The sequence below is a fragment of the Rhizobium rhizogenes NBRC 13257 genome (genome assembly GCF_000696095.1).
GTDB classification, from domain to species: Bacteria; Pseudomonadota; Alphaproteobacteria; order Rhizobiales; family Rhizobiaceae; genus Rhizobium; species Rhizobium rhizogenes.
Map to the genome: position 1 here is coordinate 90,632 of NZ_BAYX01000009.1, position 18,641 is coordinate 109,272.

Annotated in this window: 13 protein-coding genes; 6 read left to right on the forward strand and 7 right to left on the reverse strand. The window is 60.6% G+C overall.

Annotated elements, in window-relative coordinates:
• Window positions 1–268 precede the first annotated feature (268 nt).
• Window positions 269–3,250 carry a DNA translocase FtsK gene (locus tag RRH01S_RS21225; RefSeq protein ID WP_174014995.1) on the reverse strand — a complete coding sequence of 994 codons (2,982 nt, stop codon included), beginning with the start codon at window positions 3,248–3,250 and terminating at the stop codon, window positions 269–271.
• A 218-nt stretch (window positions 3,251–3,468) separates the two neighbouring features.
• Window positions 3,469–5,979, reverse strand: a complete 2,511-nt coding sequence (locus RRH01S_RS21230) for a DUF1217 domain-containing protein (protein ID WP_042474126.1) — start codon at window positions 5,977–5,979, stop codon at window positions 3,469–3,471.
• 319 nt (window positions 5,980–6,298) lie between these two features.
• Here RRH01S_RS21230 and RRH01S_RS21235 point away from each other — a divergent pair, with 319 nt between their 5' ends.
• Entirely contained in the window at window positions 6,299–6,865 is a 567-nt protein-coding gene (locus RRH01S_RS21235) for a DUF6101 family protein (protein WP_007703751.1), read from the forward strand.
• 72 nt (window positions 6,866–6,937) lie between these two features.
• Here RRH01S_RS21235 and RRH01S_RS21240 read toward each other — a convergent pair whose 3' ends face one another.
• From RRH01S_RS21240 to RRH01S_RS21250, 3 genes are all read right to left on the reverse strand, one after another.
• Window positions 6,938–7,390: a GNAT family N-acetyltransferase gene (locus RRH01S_RS21240; RefSeq protein WP_007703752.1), complete on the reverse strand. Its 453-nt coding sequence runs from the start codon at window positions 7,388–7,390 to the stop codon at window positions 6,938–6,940.
• A gap of 48 nt (window positions 7,391–7,438) precedes the next feature.
• On the reverse strand, window positions 7,439–8,398 hold the full coding sequence (gene ubiA / locus RRH01S_RS21245; protein ID WP_007703754.1) for a 4-hydroxybenzoate octaprenyltransferase: 960 nt from the start codon (window positions 8,396–8,398) through the stop codon (window positions 7,439–7,441).
• A gap of 64 nt (window positions 8,399–8,462) precedes the next feature.
• Window positions 8,463–9,236 (reverse strand): MipA/OmpV family protein, encoded by a 774-nt coding sequence (locus tag RRH01S_RS21250; RefSeq protein ID WP_178125486.1) that lies wholly within the window; start codon window positions 9,234–9,236, stop codon window positions 8,463–8,465.
• Window positions 9,237–9,543: 307 nt separating this feature from the next.
• Between RRH01S_RS21250 and RRH01S_RS21255 the strand changes: the two genes are divergently transcribed.
• Window positions 9,544–9,978 (forward strand): hypothetical protein, encoded by a 435-nt coding sequence (locus RRH01S_RS21255; RefSeq protein ID WP_007703758.1) that lies wholly within the window; start codon window positions 9,544–9,546, stop codon window positions 9,976–9,978.
• A gap of 109 nt (window positions 9,979–10,087) precedes the next feature.
• A complete protein-coding gene (locus RRH01S_RS34195) occupies window positions 10,088–10,504 on the forward strand; it encodes a hypothetical protein (RefSeq protein ID WP_131596048.1) in 417 nt (138 codons plus the stop codon).
• Between the two features lie 87 nt (window positions 10,505–10,591).
• On the opposite strand, the gene RRH01S_RS21260 is transcribed toward RRH01S_RS34195, so the two are convergent.
• Window positions 10,592–11,851: a cyclopropane fatty acid synthase gene (locus tag RRH01S_RS21260; RefSeq protein WP_007703762.1), complete on the reverse strand. Its 1,260-nt coding sequence runs from the start codon at window positions 11,849–11,851 to the stop codon at window positions 10,592–10,594.
• Window positions 11,852–11,996: 145 nt separating this feature from the next.
• Window positions 11,997–14,306: a Tex family protein gene (locus tag RRH01S_RS21265; protein WP_012651041.1), complete on the reverse strand. Its 2,310-nt coding sequence runs from the start codon at window positions 14,304–14,306 to the stop codon at window positions 11,997–11,999.
• A gap of 245 nt (window positions 14,307–14,551) precedes the next feature.
• On the opposite strand from RRH01S_RS21265, the gene purD reads away from it, so the two are divergent.
• The 3 genes from purD to RRH01S_RS21280 all read left to right on the forward strand — a co-directional run bounded on the left by purD (window position 14,552) and on the right by RRH01S_RS21280 (window position 18,577).
• Window positions 14,552–15,823 (forward strand): phosphoribosylamine--glycine ligase, encoded by a 1,272-nt coding sequence (gene purD / locus RRH01S_RS21270; protein WP_007703767.1) that lies wholly within the window; start codon window positions 14,552–14,554, stop codon window positions 15,821–15,823.
• 120 nt (window positions 15,824–15,943) lie between these two features.
• Window positions 15,944–16,372 (forward strand): plant virulence effector HPE1-like domain-containing protein, encoded by a 429-nt coding sequence (locus RRH01S_RS21275; RefSeq protein ID WP_007703769.1) that lies wholly within the window; start codon window positions 15,944–15,946, stop codon window positions 16,370–16,372.
• A gap of 390 nt (window positions 16,373–16,762) precedes the next feature.
• A complete protein-coding gene (locus RRH01S_RS21280) occupies window positions 16,763–18,577 on the forward strand; it encodes a methyl-accepting chemotaxis protein (protein ID WP_007703771.1) in 1,815 nt (604 codons plus the stop codon).
• Window positions 18,578–18,641 lie beyond the last annotated feature (64 nt).

The window sequence follows — 18,641 nt, forward strand, 5'->3', positions numbered from 1 at the left end:
AGAGTTTAGCTCTGAGTATGCCGAGCCTCTGATACCCCCCTCTGTCACTTCGTGACATCTCCCCCACAAGGGGGGAGATCGTTGGGAGCATGCTGCACCGCCTAACCAAGGGAGCATGCTTTGGTCTCTGCGGATACGATGTTCGTTTGAGGCAAGGTGACGCTGCGAGTTACCAATCTCCCCCCTTGTGGGGGAGATGTCACGTCAGTGACAGAGGGGGGTGAACACTCTCCGCGACTACCGCGGCCAATATCATCCCCCTGCTGGATCAATCAAAATCCTCATTGCTCGGCTGCGCTGCCTGCCCGCCGCCATTCCGGTTGCCCGAGATGATCTCGCGTTTGCCGACATGGTTGGCCGGGCCGACGAGGCCGTCCTTTTCCATGCGTTCGACGAGCGAGGCGGCGCGGTTATAGCCGATGCCGAGGCGGCGCTGGATGTAGGAGGTGGAGCACTTCTTGTCGCGCATGACGACCTTGATTGCCTGTTCGTAGAGATCGTCGCCGTCTTCGGAGGCGATCGCGCCCTTGTCGAAAACTGCGGTGTCCTCTTCGTCTTCTTCCTCATCTTCGTCGGCGGTGACAGTGTCGAGATATTCCGGACGGCCTTGCGTCTTCAGATGCGCGACGACCTTTTCGACCTCTTCATCCGAGACGAAGGGACCGTGGACACGGGAGATGCGCCCGCCACCGGCCATGTGCAGCATGTCGCCCTGGCCGAGGAGCTGTTCGGCACCCTGCTCGCCGAGGATCGTGCGGCTGTCGATCTTCGACGTCACCTGGAAGGAGATGCGTGTCGGGAAGTTCGCCTTGATCGTGCCGGTGATGACGTCGACGGAGGGACGCTGTGTCGCCATGATCAGATGGATGCCGGCGGCCCGGGCCATCTGCGCCAGACGCTGGATCGCGCCTTCGATCTCCTTGCCGGCGACCATCATCAGGTCGGCCATTTCGTCAACGATAACGACGATATAGGGCATCGGCGTCAGGTCCATTTCCTGGCTCTCCTCGATCGGAGCGCCAGTGCCCTTGTCGAAGCCTGTCTGGACCATGACGTGGATCGTCTCGCCCTTTTCGCGGGCCAGGGCAACGCGGCTGTTGTAGCCGTCGATATTGCGCACGCCGAGGCGCGACATCTTGCGATACCGGTCCTCCATCTCGCGCACCGCCCATTTCAGCGCCATCACGGCCTTCTTGGGGTCGGTGACGACGGGGGTCAGCAGATGCGGGATGCCGTCATAGACGGAGAGTTCGAGCATCTTCGGATCGACCATGATCAGACGGCACTGCTCCGGCGTCATCCGATAGAGCAGCGACAGGATCATGGTGTTGATGGCGACGGACTTGCCCGAGCCGGTGGTGCCGGCGACCAGCAGATGCGGCATCTTGGCGAGTTCAGCGATGACGGGTTCGCCGCCAATGGTCTTGCCGAGACCAAGCGCCAGCTTGTAACCGCTCTTCTCGAAATCCGCGGATTCGATCATCTCGCGGAAATAGACGGTCTCGCGAATGACGTTCGGCAGTTCGATGCCGATGACGTTGCGGCCGGGAACGACGGCGACGCGGGCCGAGAGCGCCGACATCGAACGAGCGATATCGTCGGCGAGATTGATGACGCGCGAGGATTTGACGCCGGGGGCCGGCTCGAATTCGTAAAGCGTGACCACCGGGCCGGGACGGACATGGATAATCTCGCCCTTGACGCCGAAGTCCTCAAGAACGCTTTCGAGAAGGCCGGCATTCTGCTCCAGCGTTTCCTGCGTCATGATCACGCCGGGTCGGGCGACGGGCTCCTGCAGCAGTTCGCGCGGCGGCAATTCATATTCACCCTCGCCGCTACGGGCGATCGGCCGCCATTCCGGCGGGGTCATGGCGTTCGGCCTGCGCGGCGTGATCTGCGACGGCGGCGGATCGATCAGGCGCTGTTTGGCGGCCTCGACGGCGGGAATGACGGGTGCTGCTTCGACAACGGCTGCCGCGACCGGCGGCACCGATGCCTTCACCGGCATCGGAGCGACGACCATGACCGGAGCCGGCTTGGCTGGAGCCACCTTGGGCGCAGCAGCAGCCTCGGCCTCATTGGCAAAGACGGCAGTGACGAAGGCGGGCGGTACGAAGGCTGTGGGCTCCATCGCTGCCGGCTTCACGGCGACGGGAGCGACCGCTTCGATCGCTGCCGGTACCACAGGCGCCAGGGCAATGGCCTCTAACGCGGCAAGCTCATCCATGACGAACGGATTAATCGGGGTCGGCCGGGATTCGACCGGAGCAACGACTGCGACAACCGGCGAGACCGGGGCTTCCTGTTGTGCTTCAACAACGAGTGACGGGCGGCGGCACTCGACGACGCGGAATTTCGCGACGATCGATTCGACCTCGGCCTGGATCTCGGGAACGAGCACCGGCTGGGCCAGCGTCCCCTTGATGGCGGACACGAATTCTCCCTCGAAGGGCATGGCGTCCCAGAAGGCGAAATCGGAGAGATGGGCGAGCCGCGACTCGACGACAGGCGCGGCAACGAATTCTGCAATTTTCGGCAATGACGGAGAAGCATCCAGCGCGGTCGCGGGAGCCTTATAAAATGCGGTAGCGATGACAGTCATCTCCAATGCGTCCGGCGCAGTCGCCGGAGAGTTCTGAATTACGGTGGGCTGGTAGGCTTCAGCCGCAAACGGCGCGCCCTCCCATGGCGGCAGATCGAATTCGACCGACGGTTCCGCCGGGCGATCGACAATCGGCGCCGGTGATTCGACCACCGGCGGTTCCATGACCCGCATCGCGGCATGGTTCGCGGCCGGCGGCACGAGGACAGGCACGGGCTCCGCTGGTGCGCGCCGGCTGACGATCTCGTTCTCCCGCGTTCGGGTGAAGCGGACGTTCGGCCCCATCAGGAAGGCGTTCTGCCAGCCGGGCGAGGCAAGCTCCTCGGCCGAGATACCCTGCGGCGTAACGGGCATGATCGGCTCGCTGGCAGCCACGGTGCTCGCCTGCAGGGCCTCCACGACCGGCTTTGGCGCGGCTGCGATTCGCAAGCGCGCCTCTTCGGCAATCCGCCGCTCTTCTGCGCGGCGGCGCTCTTCAGCCTGGCGCTTGGCTTCGCGGACGGTGCGGATTTTTTCTTCCAGGAATGCGCGGCGAGCAGCGATCTGCTCGGCACGGCGGGCTTCTTCCGCGACCTGTTCCGGGTCAAGCTCGCCTTCAGGCTGGGAGCCATTTGCAGCATTCGAAATGTTCGTTCGGGAAAGACGCATGAGACCTGCAACCCAGTCATTGATATTGCCGATGGCTTCCCAAATCGAATAGGGCAAAGACGGTTAATAAGTTCCTTCTGATCGTCGTAGAATGCACTTATTCCGCATCCCCGGCCCAAGGGAGCGACCGATAGCGGCACGACGGCAACAGGCATGCCGATTGGCTCTACGTCGCCGGGAAAGCGACGCGAATCGACGGAGATCCCTTGTGGGATTGATTACTTGGTGGAGGAAAGCTGCGCGATCGACAGCAGCGTATCGGCACTAATGCCGACGCTTGAGGAGGAGCTCGTCAGGATCGAGAGCGCGGGTGATGTCGACGAGGTGGTGTTGTTCGCCAGATCGTACATCGCCGAGAATCGCTGCAGGAGCTTGTTGACCTTGGTCGGATCCTGCAGATCGCTCACATCGACGAATTTGGCAAGCAGCTTGGCCTGGGTGTCGACATCCATCGAGGACATCGAGCTCGGCAGGCTATAGGTCGTGGTGATGACCTGATAGAGGGCGGTGTCGCCCATGATATCGTAGATGGAGCTGATATCCGGAGCCTTGCGCTGGAAGTAAAGCGCCAGTTGCACGCCCGTATTGGTTTCTCCCTCCTGATCCTCGAGGGTCTGATGCAGGAAGAGGTCGTTCGTATCGGCAATCGTGCCCTGATTTTGCGCCGTCCCTAATTTCGTGTTGGTCAGATTACCGTCCGTGTCGAAATTGAAGGCATTGACGATGCTCTTGAACTGCGCGCCGTCATCCGTGTTGATGAAGCTCTTCGAATCGCTCGGATCGGAGGCGAAGGCCTTTTTCAGCGTCGCGGTGTCGACCGTCTTCGGATCGATGCCGTTGGCCTTCAGGATGTAGTCGGTGAGCTTGCTGTCGGCGAGAAGATCGGTGACGCTGGTGACCTTGACGATATTCGTCGCAAAATAGGTGCCGGCATCCTTGGCGTCGCTGGTGGCCTTGGTCAGCTCGGCGCCCGTCAGGCCGATCTTGCTGCGGCTGGAATATTCCGAGACATAGCTGTTGATCTGCGTCTGCGACAAGGCCTGGACCGGCGGTTTCAGCTTGCCGTCGCTGTCGAAATTGAAGGCTTTGGCGAGATTGGTGAAGCGCGTGTCCTTGAGCGAATTGACATAGCTCTTCGGATCGTAGGGATCACTTTCGAGGATCTTCTTCATCTGCGTCTTCGTCATCTCGTCCGGGCTGATGCCATAAGCGCGCATCGCCATCTGGTAGACTTCGGGAAGACTGTCGTTGCTGGTATCGCTATCGGCCGTGGCATTGGTGGCGAAGAAATCGTCAATGGTCTTCACTGCGGCGATGCGCGTCTGGTAGTTGCTGGCGGCTTTGGTGGTCAAGGACGTCTGCGACGTCTGGTAGTTCTTCATATAGGCCGTCGACGCGGCATCGATCGCCGTCTGGGATTGCGCCGTGTCACCCGAGGCAAGGGTGCCGTCAGCCTGGAAATTGAACTGCGAGACGACATCGGTGAGACCGAAGATGGCCGCGGTCGAAGAACTCGAAAAAGCATTCTTGAGCACTACCGCAGGCGTATCCGCGTCGATCCCATAGGCCGTCTTGATATAGTCGAACAGGCGAGTATCCGACGTCAGTTCGTCGACGGTGGTGATGGAGCCGATATGCTCCTTGTAATAAAGGTCGTTGTCGTTGGCGCCGACATCCGTCGTGTACGAGGGAACCGCGGAATTGTAAGCGCTCATGACATCGGCCATTTGGCCGAGCGTCTGCGGGCCGCCCTTATAATTCGTCGCATAGGCGTCCGTCGTGGCGCTGATCTGAGCCGATGTCTGCGCTTGCGAACCACTCGCGACGGTACCGTCGCTCTGGAAATTGAACTGCGCCATGACATCGGTCAGCCCCTTCGTCGCCGCAACACTTGCATCCTTGGCGGCGGCGTTGAATTGGGTCGCGGTGATATAGGCCGGAATGTCGAAGGCGGTTTTGACATAGTTGAACAGCTTGGGATCGGCCGTGAGCTGGCTGACGGACGTGATCGTGCTGATATGGTTTTCGTAGTAGGTCGTATCGGCATCAGCCGTCGAGGTCTTCACCGTTCCGTCGGCATTGAAATTGAATTCCGCGACGATCGCCTTGTCGGCGGCGCTGCCGTTCTGATTGACGAAGCTGTCGGGATCGCTGAGATCGCTCGTCAGCATCTGCTTCAGGAACGAATTCGACGTATAGGTCGGATCGAGGCCATAGGCCTGCAGCACGTAGTTTTTCAGGCGGCTGTTGCCCAGGAGGTCGTCGACGGTCTTAACGCTGCTGATATTCTGGCTGAAATAGGTCGTTTCGGTCTGCGCATTCGTTGCCTCAGTCGTAAAGGACTGATTGTAAAGGCCGATCAGATCGTCTTCCTGGGTACTGGATTGCGCCGTCGAGGAGCTGCCCGTGCCAAAATTGAACGCGGCGGCGAATTCCTTGTAGCGCGGATCGGTCAGCTTATTGGCAAAACTGGTGGAATCGCTGAGGTCGCTGGTCAGCACCTGTTTCATAAAGGCCTTGGCATAGGTCATGTCCGACAGGCCGTATGCTTCCATCGCATAGCTATAGAGCTGATAGTCGCCCATGAAGTCATCGACATTGGTTACCTTGCCGATATTGGCATTGTAGTAGTCGATCTGACGCTTGTTCTGCGACTGGGACGCTACCTGATTGAGCGTCGTCGCCATATTCCTGGTCGCGACCGTGTAACCAAGATAGGTGGATATCATCAGCGCGATCCCAATAATTCTCTAATATAAGCCAGTGAATCTCTCCACAGTATCGCAGTTAAACCTTACCCGAGACTTACAATACTTCATCTATTGCGTGTGCCGGATCGGCACGCTCTGCCTGCGCCGTGCATTCACTTTATGGAAACCCTGATCGATTCGGTTTTGCTAACCATTTGAGGACGCAAAGTTTTCTTAACCGCAATTTTTAAGCTGTCTGGAAGGGACGCCGCCTAATCTGAACCCAACGAGAGGACATGACGTTCTCCGTAAGAAGACCGGAAAACCGGCTCTCAGGTAAAGCAAGGGTAGAGATTAGATGACAAATACCGTCCTGAAGCCCGATTGGGCTGGAAACACACTGCGGCTTGATCCGGCGCGCTTCCCGCAACAGGTCAGCTACGCCATGCGGGGTGCCGAGGGTGACGTCACCATCACGATCGACGAGCGCGGCGCGGTGCTGCGCAAGATCCTCCCGTCCAGCGGCCTGCCGCTGTCCGTCGCCCTGCCGAAACGCGCCTTCATGGGTGTTGCCGCCCGCGCCATCGATCATGGCGACGGCGAAGTCACCGTGACGCTGGAATTGCATCATTCCGATCCGGATCTCTGCATCCCTCTCCTCGTTGCCCATGACCTGAGCGACATCGCCGCCGACTGGCGCTCGTGGTCGGAAGCCTTCCGCATTCCGATGCTGATGATCGAAGCCGATGGCGTTGCCCGTCCGCTGGAAGAGCATCTGGGTGGGGTCGCCGCCCGCGATACCCAGCCGCGCCGCCGCCACTCCTATTTCGCCGAGCGCCGTCCGCGCTTCCTGGTGCGCCGCTCGACCGGTTCGCTGGGCCTCAAGATGAAGATCGAAGGCCGCGAGATCATCGCGCGGCGTTGAAAGCGGCTGGGATTGATATCCTGGTATTCGTCAGACATCGGTCGTGGGGCATCAGCCCTGCGGCCGATTTCGTTATGGCAGCGAGCGCTCCATGATGATCGTCCGCTCATCGCCGTGGTAACTATCCTCGACAGCCTTGAATCCGAGCCTGGCATAGAAAGCTTCTGCGGTGACGGATGACGGCACAGTCAGGAGCGTGACACCCTTGATGTATGCTATCCGCTCAATCTCGGCCATCAACCGAGTTCCGGTCCCCTGACCTTGCACCGAAGGGGAAACGAACACCGTGCGGACCACAGCACCATCGAGGCTGGCGGTGCCGACCACATCCCCGCCTTTCATCGCGACGAGAACCGTCCGGCTGACCATAAGCTTTCGCACCGCGGCGGGGCTGAAACTCTGCGTGACACGGGCGATGATATCCTGCGAATAGTCTTTCGCGTTGGTTTCGCGAAGCGCGGACAGGATCACCGCGCTGATGGCATTCGCATCACTTTCGCGAGCCGGTCGGACATCGCACGCCATGGCAAGCACCCATCGCTGGTTATGTGACGGCAATCCGGCTCGTTTTCATCAGGCAACAAGAAACAGGAACGACAGGAATAGGCCGGCGAAGATAATAAGGCCGACCTTGCCGTTGAATTTGAACAGCGCCAGGCACTGCTCCCCATTGTTGATGTCGAGCACGGCGATCTGATAGGCGAACATGCCGCCGGCAACGAGAAGGCCGACATAGGAGAGCCATCCCGCCCCCGCCAGCGCGAAGGACAGTAGCATCAGCACCAGCGCGACACCGTAGAGGCCAATCAGCCAGAGGCGGGTCTTGTCGCCGAAGAGCCGGGCGGTGGAGCGCACGCCGATCAGCTCGTCATCCTCCTTGTCCTGATGGGCGTAGATCGTGTCGTAACCGATCGTCCACAGGATGGCGGCTGCATAAAGCATGATGGGCGCAAGCGACAGGCTGCCGAACAGCCCGGCCCAGCCCATCAGCGCGCCCCAGGAAAAGGCGAGCCCCAAGAAAAACTGCGGCCAGTCGGTAAAGCGCTTGGCAAACGGATAGAGCGCGACGATGGCGAGCGACAAGACGCCGAGAATGACGGCGAACCAGTTGAACTGCAAAAGCACCAGCAGCCCGACCAGCGCCTGTAGCGCGATAAAGACCTTGGCCTGGAAGCGCGTCACGCGGCCCGACGGCAGCGGACGCGAGCGTGTGCGGGCCACTTCCATGTCGATCTTGTGATCGACCAGATCATTATAGGTGCAGCCGGCGCCGCGCATGGCGACCGCGCCGATGAAATAGAGGATGAGGTGGTAGACCACCAGAAAGCCGGGCGACTGCCCCACTGCGGCGGCGGCATTGGCGGCAAGAGCCGCCGACCAGAAGCACGGCCACATCAAGAGCTGCCAGCCGATCGGCCTGTCCCAGCGCGCGAGCTGCGCATAGGGCCAAAGCACCGGGGGCAGGATGCGGTAAACCCAGTTGCCGGACGGCGCGTCGGCGACGCGCCCGTTGATATCACCTGTCTTTTGCATAGGCGAGTATTAGTGATATCCGCCGCCCGCGGTCAAGCGGCGGGGCCGCAGCCCCGCGCTTTTCTCAGTTCATCGTGAAATTGAACTTGTAGCTGGCGGAGACGCCGACCAGCAGCTGATTGCGATCGCCACGCTCGCGCACAAGGCTGCTGTCACCGGCCGGGCCGGTAAGACGCGTGTATTCCAGGAAAGTACTGGTGGTCCAGTTCTCGGACGGTTTCCACGTCAATGCGCCGCCGGCACCGACGGATTTCACCCCGCCGCCCGGATTGTAGCGGCTGAGGCCGGATGCCGCCGCCGTCCGTGCATCGACGCCGTAGTAGGTGTTGAAATAATCGTTGGAGGCGAGCGTCATGCGCGGACCGCCGGACAGGCGCAGTTCCGGCGTGATATCGACGAAGGCGTCGACGGCGGCATCGGCAACAATGCCGCTATGGGCACGAATGCCCTGGCGGACTTCGACGCGGGCGCGCAGCCAGTCGGTCGGATAGGCCTCGGCAAAGCCGCCGGCCTCAAGGCCCCACTTTACCTTCTTCAGGCCCCTCAGCTCGCGACCATCGCTGCTGTCTCGGCTCGGCACGAACTTGCCGACGATACCGGCGCGGAAGGCGTCACTCTCGATCAAGGCAAAGGACGGATTGTCGTTGCGCGAGGAGAAGCGTGGCCCCGGACCCTGCTTGCCGACAGAGATCAACGGCGACCACTGCAGTTTATTGTGCTTGCTGCCTTCGAACTTGGGCGCCGAGAAACCGGCCGCACCGACGCTTAGGTACCAGTTACCCGACCAGAAGTACTGGCCGTCTCCGGCCGAAGCCGCCCCAGCGGACGCGACGAACAAGCCGAGGGTGAAAAATAGACGCGACTTCGCAAACACATGCAACTCCTTGATACGCAATACAACGGAGCCATACACACGCTCCGAGAGTTGTCTCAAATTATCCGGATCGCATTACCGCTCCCTTAACCAAGCGCTGCCGAATGCGTGATCGACGGCACAATTTTCAACGCGCCTTGCATTGGCTTCCAGCTTGCGCCGATCTGTCGCAGCGATTTAATTTTGGCATGCGCTACTCAATCAAGGGTGTCCCCCAGGGCTCAGGCATAAACAATGAATTTCCAATATAAAGATTAAACGAGAGAGTGGAATGAAACCCGGATCTTTGATTTATCTCGGCGCGTTTCTCAGCGTCGGCATGGCGCTTTCAGGCTGCGTGTCCGCGCCAATTGGCGGCGCCAAGCAAAGCCAGTTTTCAGGCAGGGTTGCGCCCGGCAAGAAGACACGGATCACAGGCGCTTCGCTGGTGAAGCCGGATTGTACCTTTGCAGGCTTTCCCTATACCGGCATCATCAAGCAACCTGCCCATGGTAAGGTCGAGGTCGAGCATGGTCCGGTTGCATCAAAGTTTCCCAAGGACAGCAACGCCTACCTTTGCAGCGGCAAACCTGTCCAAGGAAACAATATCTTCTACACCTCCAACCCCGGCTTCGCCGGAACCGATCAATTCACGGTCCGTCTCACAGGGCTGAATACAGACGGCACAGTGCAAGACAGAACATTCGCGGTTCATGTCGGCAAGTAACTGGACCATCGCCGTATCACATCCGCAGGAGTGAGGCGGCGGCGAGGTCGAAAATCGAACACAGAACTATGAGGCCATGGTTCGGTGTTCGCTTTCGAAAGGGGACAAAATGCAAAACAGCTATCTGGTCCGCGGCAGTATCTTGCTCGCCGTCACTGGCCTAGCGCTTTCAGGCTGCGTCAGCGCGCCGTTCGGCGGAACGAGGCAGGAACAACGTGCGATAACGGCCGTCTCGGGCAAAAAAACATCGCTCGTAATCATGTTTTCTGCAACAAAAGATTGTAAAAATACATACTACACTTATCCGGAAACTATCAGATACCCAGATCATGGTAACATCAGTTTTGAAGTTCACTCAGGTCGCCCAAAAGCAATAACCGAGGGTTCCAGTCCAGCGTGCCGCCAAAAATCGGTGGAAGGTGCCGTCGTTTTCTACCGATCCGATCCAGGGTTTGTCGGCTCCGACCGAGCGACCTTTCGCCGGCCAGGACTGACGACTGATGTTGCGATCAAGGTGGTCAAATAGCGGCTCGATGTTTGGCCATACAATGACAAAACGCCGGCCCCATGTTCTCCATGCGGCCGGCGCAACCTTCCAAACGATGACAAACCTTCAGAACACGATCTTCTCAAGCGGCGCCCGGGTCGCCTCGAATTCCCTGAGCTTCGCCTCACGCTCGCCGATATAGTTGCGGTTGTCGGGAACCGCGAACTGGTTCTTGGTGATTTGGATCTGCATGATGAAAAGCTCATCCCAGCGGAAGCCCATTTCCGAGCCGGCCAGGTAGAACTCCCACATACGGAAGAAGTTCTCATCGTAAAGCGCCACGGCCTCGGCCTTGCGCGCCACGAAGCGGTTGCGCCAGTGCCTTAGCGTATGGGCATAGTGCATCGGCAGGATTTCGACATCCTTGACCAAGAGCCCGGCCTTTTCCAGCGGCGGCAGGGTCTCGCCGACCGAGGGGATATAGCCGCCCGGGAAGATATACTTCTCGATGAAGGCGTTGGTCGCAAAGCTTGGCTTCGGACGGGCGATGGAATGCAGCAGCATGACGCCGTTGTCGTCGAGCAGCTCCGAAACCTTGTTGAAGTATTTGCGGTAATCGCCGATGCCGACATGCTCGAACATGCCGACCGAGACGATGCGGTCGAACTTCCTGTCCTTCAGATAGCGGTAATCCTGCAGCTCGAAGCGGACGCGATCGGACAGGCCGCGCTTGGCGGCGCGTTCGCGCGAGACCTTGAGCTGCTCTTCGCTCAGCGTAATGCCGGTGAAATCGAGGCCGGGATTGGCTTCGGCAAGATACATGCCCATGCCTCCCCAGCCAGAGCCGATCTCCAGAACACGCTGGCCGGGCTCGACCAGCAGCTTGGCGGCGATATGGCGCTTCTTGGCCACCTGTGCCTCGTCCAGGCTGATACCCGGTGGCACGAAATAGGCGCAGGAATATTGCCAATCCTCGTCGAGGAACAGATCGAACAGCTTGGCCGAGAGATCGTAGTGATGCGCAACATTGTATTTGTTGCGGTTGATCGGCGAACGGCTCTTGAGCTGCTGCCAGACGATGCGGCCGATCAGCAGCGTCGCCATACGCATATCAAAGATTTCGTTGGTGGTATTCTGCTTCACCAGCGCGAGGAAATCATAGATATCCCCCTGCTCAAGAATGAAGCGCCCTTCCATATACATTTCGCCGAGCTTCAGCGTCGGATCGCGAGCGACCGCGTCCTCCGCCTGTTGGTCGGCGATGCGGACGGCGACTGTTTCGCCGGATCCATCGCCGATCATGTGCGTCTCGCCGGAAGCAAGCGTAAGTTTCAGGGAGCCTTTACGGACCAGTTTTTTGACAAGAGAGAACAGTGCCGACGCCATGGACGCCTCGAATGTTATGACATGACAATAGCGCTAACTTTAGCGCCTCAGAACATTGTGGCAAGCGCAGCTTTTTGCACTCTGTGGCACTCCGGCAACAACGCCGCCGGAGTGTGATATTCTTGCAATAATTCGTGCTAAGTACTTATTTTCGCTTGAATGCGTCCGCCAGGGCGGCACCGAAACTACCCTGCTGAGGGGTATTCGGACGACTATTGTTCTTACCGCCTGCGTTGCGCGCGCCATTTTGCTCTCGCGACTCACGCGCAGCCGGGGCCGCCTCAGCGCCGCCATCCTTGCGCATCGTCAGACTGATTCGCTTCCGCTTGGCGTCGACGTCCACAACCTTCACTTTCACGACATCGCCCGCCTTGACGATCTCGTGCGGGTCTTTCACAAAGCGATCGGCAAGCTGCGAGACATGCACAAGGCCGTCCTGGTGAACGCCGATATCGACGAAGGCGCCGAAGGCGGCGACGTTGGTTACCGTACCCTCCAGCAGCATGCCGGGCTTGAGGTCGCTGATCTCATTGATCCCCTCCGCGAAGGTCGCGGTCTTGAAGCTCGGGCGCGGGTCGCGACCCGGCTTTTCCAGCTCGGCGATGATGTCGCGCACCGTTGGCAGGCCGAATTTTTCGTCGATGAATTGGCGCGGGTCGACCGCCTTCAGCGCAGTCGCATCACCCATCAGGCTGCGCAGATCGCGGCCGCAGGCAGCAACGATCTTCTTGGCGACGCCATAGGCTTCCGGATGCACGGAGGAGGCGTCGAGCGGCTCCTTGCCATTGGGGATGCGCAGGAAGCCGGCGCATTGCTCGAAGGTACGCTGACCGAGGCGGGCGACTTTCAGGAGATCACGCCGCGTCTCGAAACGACCCTCGCCGTCGCGATGCTTGACAATCGCATCGGCAATCGACGGCCCGAGGCCGGAGACCCGGGCGAGCAGCGGCGCGGATGCCGTATTCAGATCGACGCCGACGGCGTTCACCGCGTCTTCCACGACAGCATCCAGTGAGCGCGACAGCTTCAGCTGATCGACATCGTGCTGGTATTGGCCGACGCCGATCGATTTCGGCTCGATCTTGACCAGCTCGGCCAACGGATCCTGCAAACGGCGGGCGATGGAGACGGCGCCGCGCAGCGAGACGTCGAGGCCTGGGAATTCCAGCGCCGCGGTCTCTGAGGCCGAATAGACGGAGGCGCCCGCTTCGGAAACGATAACCTTGGTCGGTTTCGGGGCCGGCAGGTCGGCGAGCATATCCGCCACCAGCTTTTCCGTCTCGCGGCTGCCGGTGCCGTTGCCGATCGAGATCAGCTCGACATTGTGCTTGCGGACCAGCGCCGCCAGGGTCGCCTGCGTGCCTCGCACATCGTTCCTCGGTGGGAACGGATAGACCGTCGTCGTCTCCAGCACCTTACCGGTGCCGTCGACCACGGCGACCTTGACGCCTGTGCGGATGCCGGGATCGAGGCCCATGGTCGCGCGCGAGCCGGCAGGCGCCGCCAGCAGCAGATCCTTCAGATTGCGGGCGAAGACGTGGATCGCCTCCTCCTCGGCGCGCTCGCGCAGCTCCCGCATCAGATCGAGCGACAGCGACATGGAGAGCTTCACACGCCAGGTCCAGCTCGCGACCTCCGTCAGCCAGCGGTCGCCGGGACGGCTCGAGCCGATCTCGTAGGCCGTGGCGACCATTCGCTCGACCGGCTTGTTCGGCGAGACGGCATCAACGTCGATCTCGATGGTCAGCGTCAGCACCTCTTCGTTCCAGCCGCGCAGCATGGCAAGCGCGCGGTGGCCGGGGGCGGTTGCCCAGCGTTCCTGATGGTCGAAATAGTCGGAGAATTTCGCGCCCGCTTCCTGCTTGCCGTCGACGACCTTGGCCTTCAGTGCGGCATTGGTTTTCATGTAGGTGCGTAGCTTACCGAGCAGGTCGGCATTTTCGGCAATACCTTCGGCGATGATATCGCGCGCGCCTTCAAGCGCCGTCTTCACATCAGGCACGTCGGCGGTGAGAAAGCCCTCGGCCAGAGTAGCCGGCTCCTTGGAGCGGTCGGCAAGAATGGTATCGGCAAGCGGACCGAGGCCGCGCTCCCTGGCGATCTCGGCGCGGGTGCGGCGCTTCTGCTTATAGGGCAGGTAAAGGTCTTCCAGCTCGGCCTTGGTAGCGACGACGGCGATCTTGTGCATCAGCTCGTCGGTCATCTTGCCCTGGCCGTTGATCGACTCGACGATGGCGGACCGGCGGGCTTCGAGCTCGCGCAGATAGACAAGGCGTTCCGCCAGCGTGCGCAACTGGCCGTCATCGAGACCGCCGGTCACTTCCTTGCGATAGCGGGCGATGAACGGCACCGTCGCGCCTTCGTCGAGAAGCTCGATCGCGGCCTTGGCCTGATCGGGGCGCGAATTGATCTCGTTGGCAATAGTTGCGGCAAGGGAGCGAATGTCGGCGGCCATATGTCTCTCTGAACTGAACTCGGTGGCGGGACCATAGGCGTGATCCCGGAAAGTACGAAACGGTTTCGGACGAGATCGCCGATCCGGACAACCGGGAGGGATCGCGATTCGAAAACCAGCGTCCCGCTTTAGCGAGATAAAAAGGCAGGGCAATGTTGCTGCCCACGCCTCCACAGGATTTGCCGCTTGACCTTTGGGCTCTGCCCCCTTAACCGCGCACAAGAACCTAATGAAGAGGGCAAGCCATGAAAGTTCTGTTAATCGGATCGGGCGGACGCGAGCATGCGCTGGCCTGGAAACTGGCGCAATCGCCGCTGATGACGGAATTCTATGCCGCGCCCGGCAATCCCGGCATTGCCGAATATGCGACGCTTGCCGCCCTCGACATCGAGGACCATGGCGCGGTTGTCGCCTTCTGCAAGGAAAAGGCCATCGACTTCGTCGTCGTCGGCCCGGAGGCACCGCTGGTCGCGGGTATCGCCGATGCACTACGCGCCGCGGGTATTGCTGTATTCGGCCCATCCACGGCCGCCGCTCAGCTCGAGGGCTCCAAGGGTTTCACCAAGGATATCTGCGCCCGCTATAATATCCCGACCGGCGCCTACCAACGCTTCAACAATGCGCCGAAAGCCAAAGTCTATATCCGTGAGCAAGGTGCGCCGATCGTCGTCAAGGCAGACGGGCTTGCCGCCGGCAAGGGTGTGACGGTCGCCATGACGGTCGACGAGGCGCTTGCCGCGGTCGATGACTGCTTCGAGGGTGCATTTGGCGAGGCCGGTGCCGAAGTGGTGATCGAAGCCTATCTCGATGGCGAGGAGGCCAGCTTCTTCTGCCTTAGTGACGGCAAGCATGCCCTGGCGCTTGCCACCGCCCAGGACCACAAGCGTGTCGGCGACGGCGATACCGGCCCGAACACCGGCGGTATGGGCGCCTATTCTCCCGCTCCTGTGATGACGGCGGAGATGGTCGAGCGGACCATGAAGGAGATCATCGAGCCGACAATGCGCGGCATGGCCGAAAGCGGCTATCCCTTCTCCGGCGTCTTCTTCGCCGGGCTGATGATCACCGCGAAAGGGCCAGAACTGATCGAATACAATGTCCGCTTCGGCGATCCGGAATGCCAGGTGCTGATGATGCGGCTAAAGAGCGACCTGCTGCCGCTGCTTCTGGCGTGCGCCAACGGCACGCTGGATCAGGTCGACGCGGAATGGAGCGACGACGTGGCGCTGTCCGTGGTCATGGCCTCGAAGGGCTATCCCGGTTCCTATGCCAAGAACACGCCGATCGCGGCGCTGCCCGCCGATAGCGAGGGCGCCAAGGTGTTTCATGCCGGCACGGCGCTGAAGGATGGCGCGCTGGTTGCGACCGGCGGTCGGGTGCTGAACGTCACCGCCACCGGCAGGACCGTTAGCGAGGCGCAGAAGCGCGCCTATGCCCTTGCCAGCAAGGTAGAGTGGGAAAACGGCTTCAATCGTAGCGACATCGGCTGGCAGGCCATCGCGCGGGAAAAAGCCTGAAAACGTAAACGCAAAGCCTGTTCCGAATTCTCGTCTCCACTAAACTTTTACCTAATCTCCTGACGGGATGGAAACAAAGACGCGCTAATCTCTCGGTCACGATAAGACGGAGTGGTAGTTATGCGTCCCTTCTTCCTGACCTTGGCATGCGTGCTGGCCGCCGGCTCGGCCATGGCGTCGTCGATCCAACCCATCGACAGCAAGACGCAGACAGGCGGCGGCAGCATCCTCGACAAGGTCTGCACCGATTGCCCGGCCATCAAGCCGCAAATCGTCAAGAAGGACTATGTGGTGCCGGAACTGACGCCGGGCACGCAATCCATCGTCATCCGCGACGTCGACGGCCAGAAGAAGGTGGTGCGTACCGAGGCCTGGATGGGCGGCTCGCCGGTCGTCTTCATCTCCAAGCCGACGCCCGAGGCGCTGGCGGCCGCGAACACAGCGCCCGACGGCATCGACATGACCGCAAAGACCGCGGCCCTGCCCAAGCACGCCCGGACGCAGGAGCCTGCACCGCTCGACCTCTCCGGCTTCCAGCTTCGCCAGTAAAATAGCTGTCCGATCCAGTTCCCTGCCCCGCCCGGCCAAAGTTTCGGTCGACGGGGTCCGCCGCAAGGCGGACCAATGCGCCCCTGAAGAGAAGCAGGGGCGCATTCGTTTTTCATGGACAAAGCGCGGACGCTTTGCTTGCGGCTCAAGATAATATTGAAATTGGTTCAACATTATTTATCGCGGCGCAACATATCTCACGCTCAAGGCCACTTAATTGCCGATCCCGCTGTTTTGATTAAATCTTTATTAGACATAAAACGCGAGTTTACTTGAACCGGACAGCAGCATGTCTTTTCGAGCAGCGGCAAGCGTATTGGGACTCTCTCAGACGATCGCACAGGCGGTAGGAAACCGCGCCGGTATCACCTTACCCTGTTGCGAGGCACTATGAAGAATCTCAAGATCGCACATCAGCTCTTTGCCCTTCTGGGCGTGCTTATGGCCGTTTTCGCCGTGGCAACCTATCTGCAAATCCGCTCATCGGCCGACGCGATCTATAGCGAGCGTTACGAAATGCTGCGTACGCAGGTGGAATCCGGCATTTCCGTGCTGAATTTCTATTATGCTCAGGAGCAGGCTGGCAAGCTGACCGAAGAACAAGCCAAGGCCCAGGCCTATGCCGTCGTCAACAGCATGAAATATACGCCAGACGGCTATCTCTTCGGCTATGACTACGACGTCAACATGGTCTTCCATTATGACAAGTCGAAAATCGGCCTGAGCCTGAAGGGACAACCCGACCCGAAGGGCCACTATTATCGTGAGGAACTGGTCAAACTCGGCCAGCAAGGCGGCGGCCTCTCCGACTTCTACGCCAACAAACCCGGCCAGCCGGCCGATGCCATGTTCCCCAAAACCGCCTATGCCCGCGCCTTCGAGCCCTGGAAGGTCGTTGTCGTTACCGGCGTCTACATGGACGACCTCGGCGCGCAGGTCGAGGCGAAGATCTGGACGACCTTGTGGTCCACCCTCGCGCTCTTCATCGTAGTGCTCGGTGCTGCTTTTGTCGTGATCCGCGGCATCACCAAACCGCTCACCGAGGTTCACGCTGCGCTCAAGGCCGTTGCCGACGAGGACGTGAAAATCACCATACCGCATGCCGGCATGCGCAACGAGATCGGCTTGATGGCCAAGGCCACTCTGGCGCTGCAGGAGAAGATCCGCGAGCGTCATGCATTGACCGAACGCCAGGTCGCGCAGGATGAGGAAATCAACGCCGAGCGCCAACAGAACCTGCGTCAACAGCAGGACGAGGCCGAAGAACAGGCCCGCGTCGTCTCGACCATCGGCAAGGCGCTGGAGCAACTCGCACGGGGCGACCTGACCGTGCGCTGCGACGATATCGGCATCAGCTATGCCGGCCTGCGCAACAACTTCAACGAGGCGCTCTCCCATCTCGAGGCCGCCATGGGTCGGGTCAATGCCAAGGGCAACGACATCGGCGTCAGCAAGGAAGAGATCCGCCGTGCCTCCAACGAACTGTCGCAGCGCACCGAGCGCCAGGCCGCCAGCCTGGAAGAAACCTCGGCGGCACTCGACGAGCTTACCGTCGCTGTCCGCCAGACGGCGGAAGGCGCGCATGAGGCCAGCAAGCGCGTTCACGCCGTCAGCACCGAGGCGTCACGCAGCGACGCCGTGGTTGCCCAGGCGATCGAGGCGATGAGCGGTATCGAAAAGTCGTCCACGGAGATCAGCAAGATCATCGGCGTCATCGACGAAATCGCCTTCCAGACCAACCTTCTGGCGCTCAACGCCGGGGTCGAGGCGGCTCGCGCCGGCGAATCCGGCAAGGGCTTTGCCGTCGTCGCCCAGGAAGTGCGCGAACTGGCCCAACGGTCCGCGGCAGCCGCCAAGGAGATCAAGGACCAGATCGCCCGCTCCTCCGGCCAGGTTGACCAAGGTGTCCGCCTTGTCGGCGAGGCCGGCGAAGCGCTGAAGCGCATCTCCGACCAGATCAAAGCGGCCAACGAGATCGTCTCGAAGATCGCCCACAGCGCCTCCGAGCAGGATACGACGCTGCGCTCAATCTCGTCGTCGATGAACCAACTCGACGCCGCCACGCAGCAGAACGCCGCCATGGCGGAGGAGACGACGGCATCGGCCGAAACGCTCGCCGCCGACACCGAGGACCTGCTCGGCCTGATCCGCGGCTTCCACGTCAGCGACAGCCGCCCCGTTGCACAGACTCGCCGCGCCGCATAGGCTACGCCGCAACGGGCATGACAAACCGCCGGGCACACCCGGCGGTTTTTCTTTGTCCAGATAT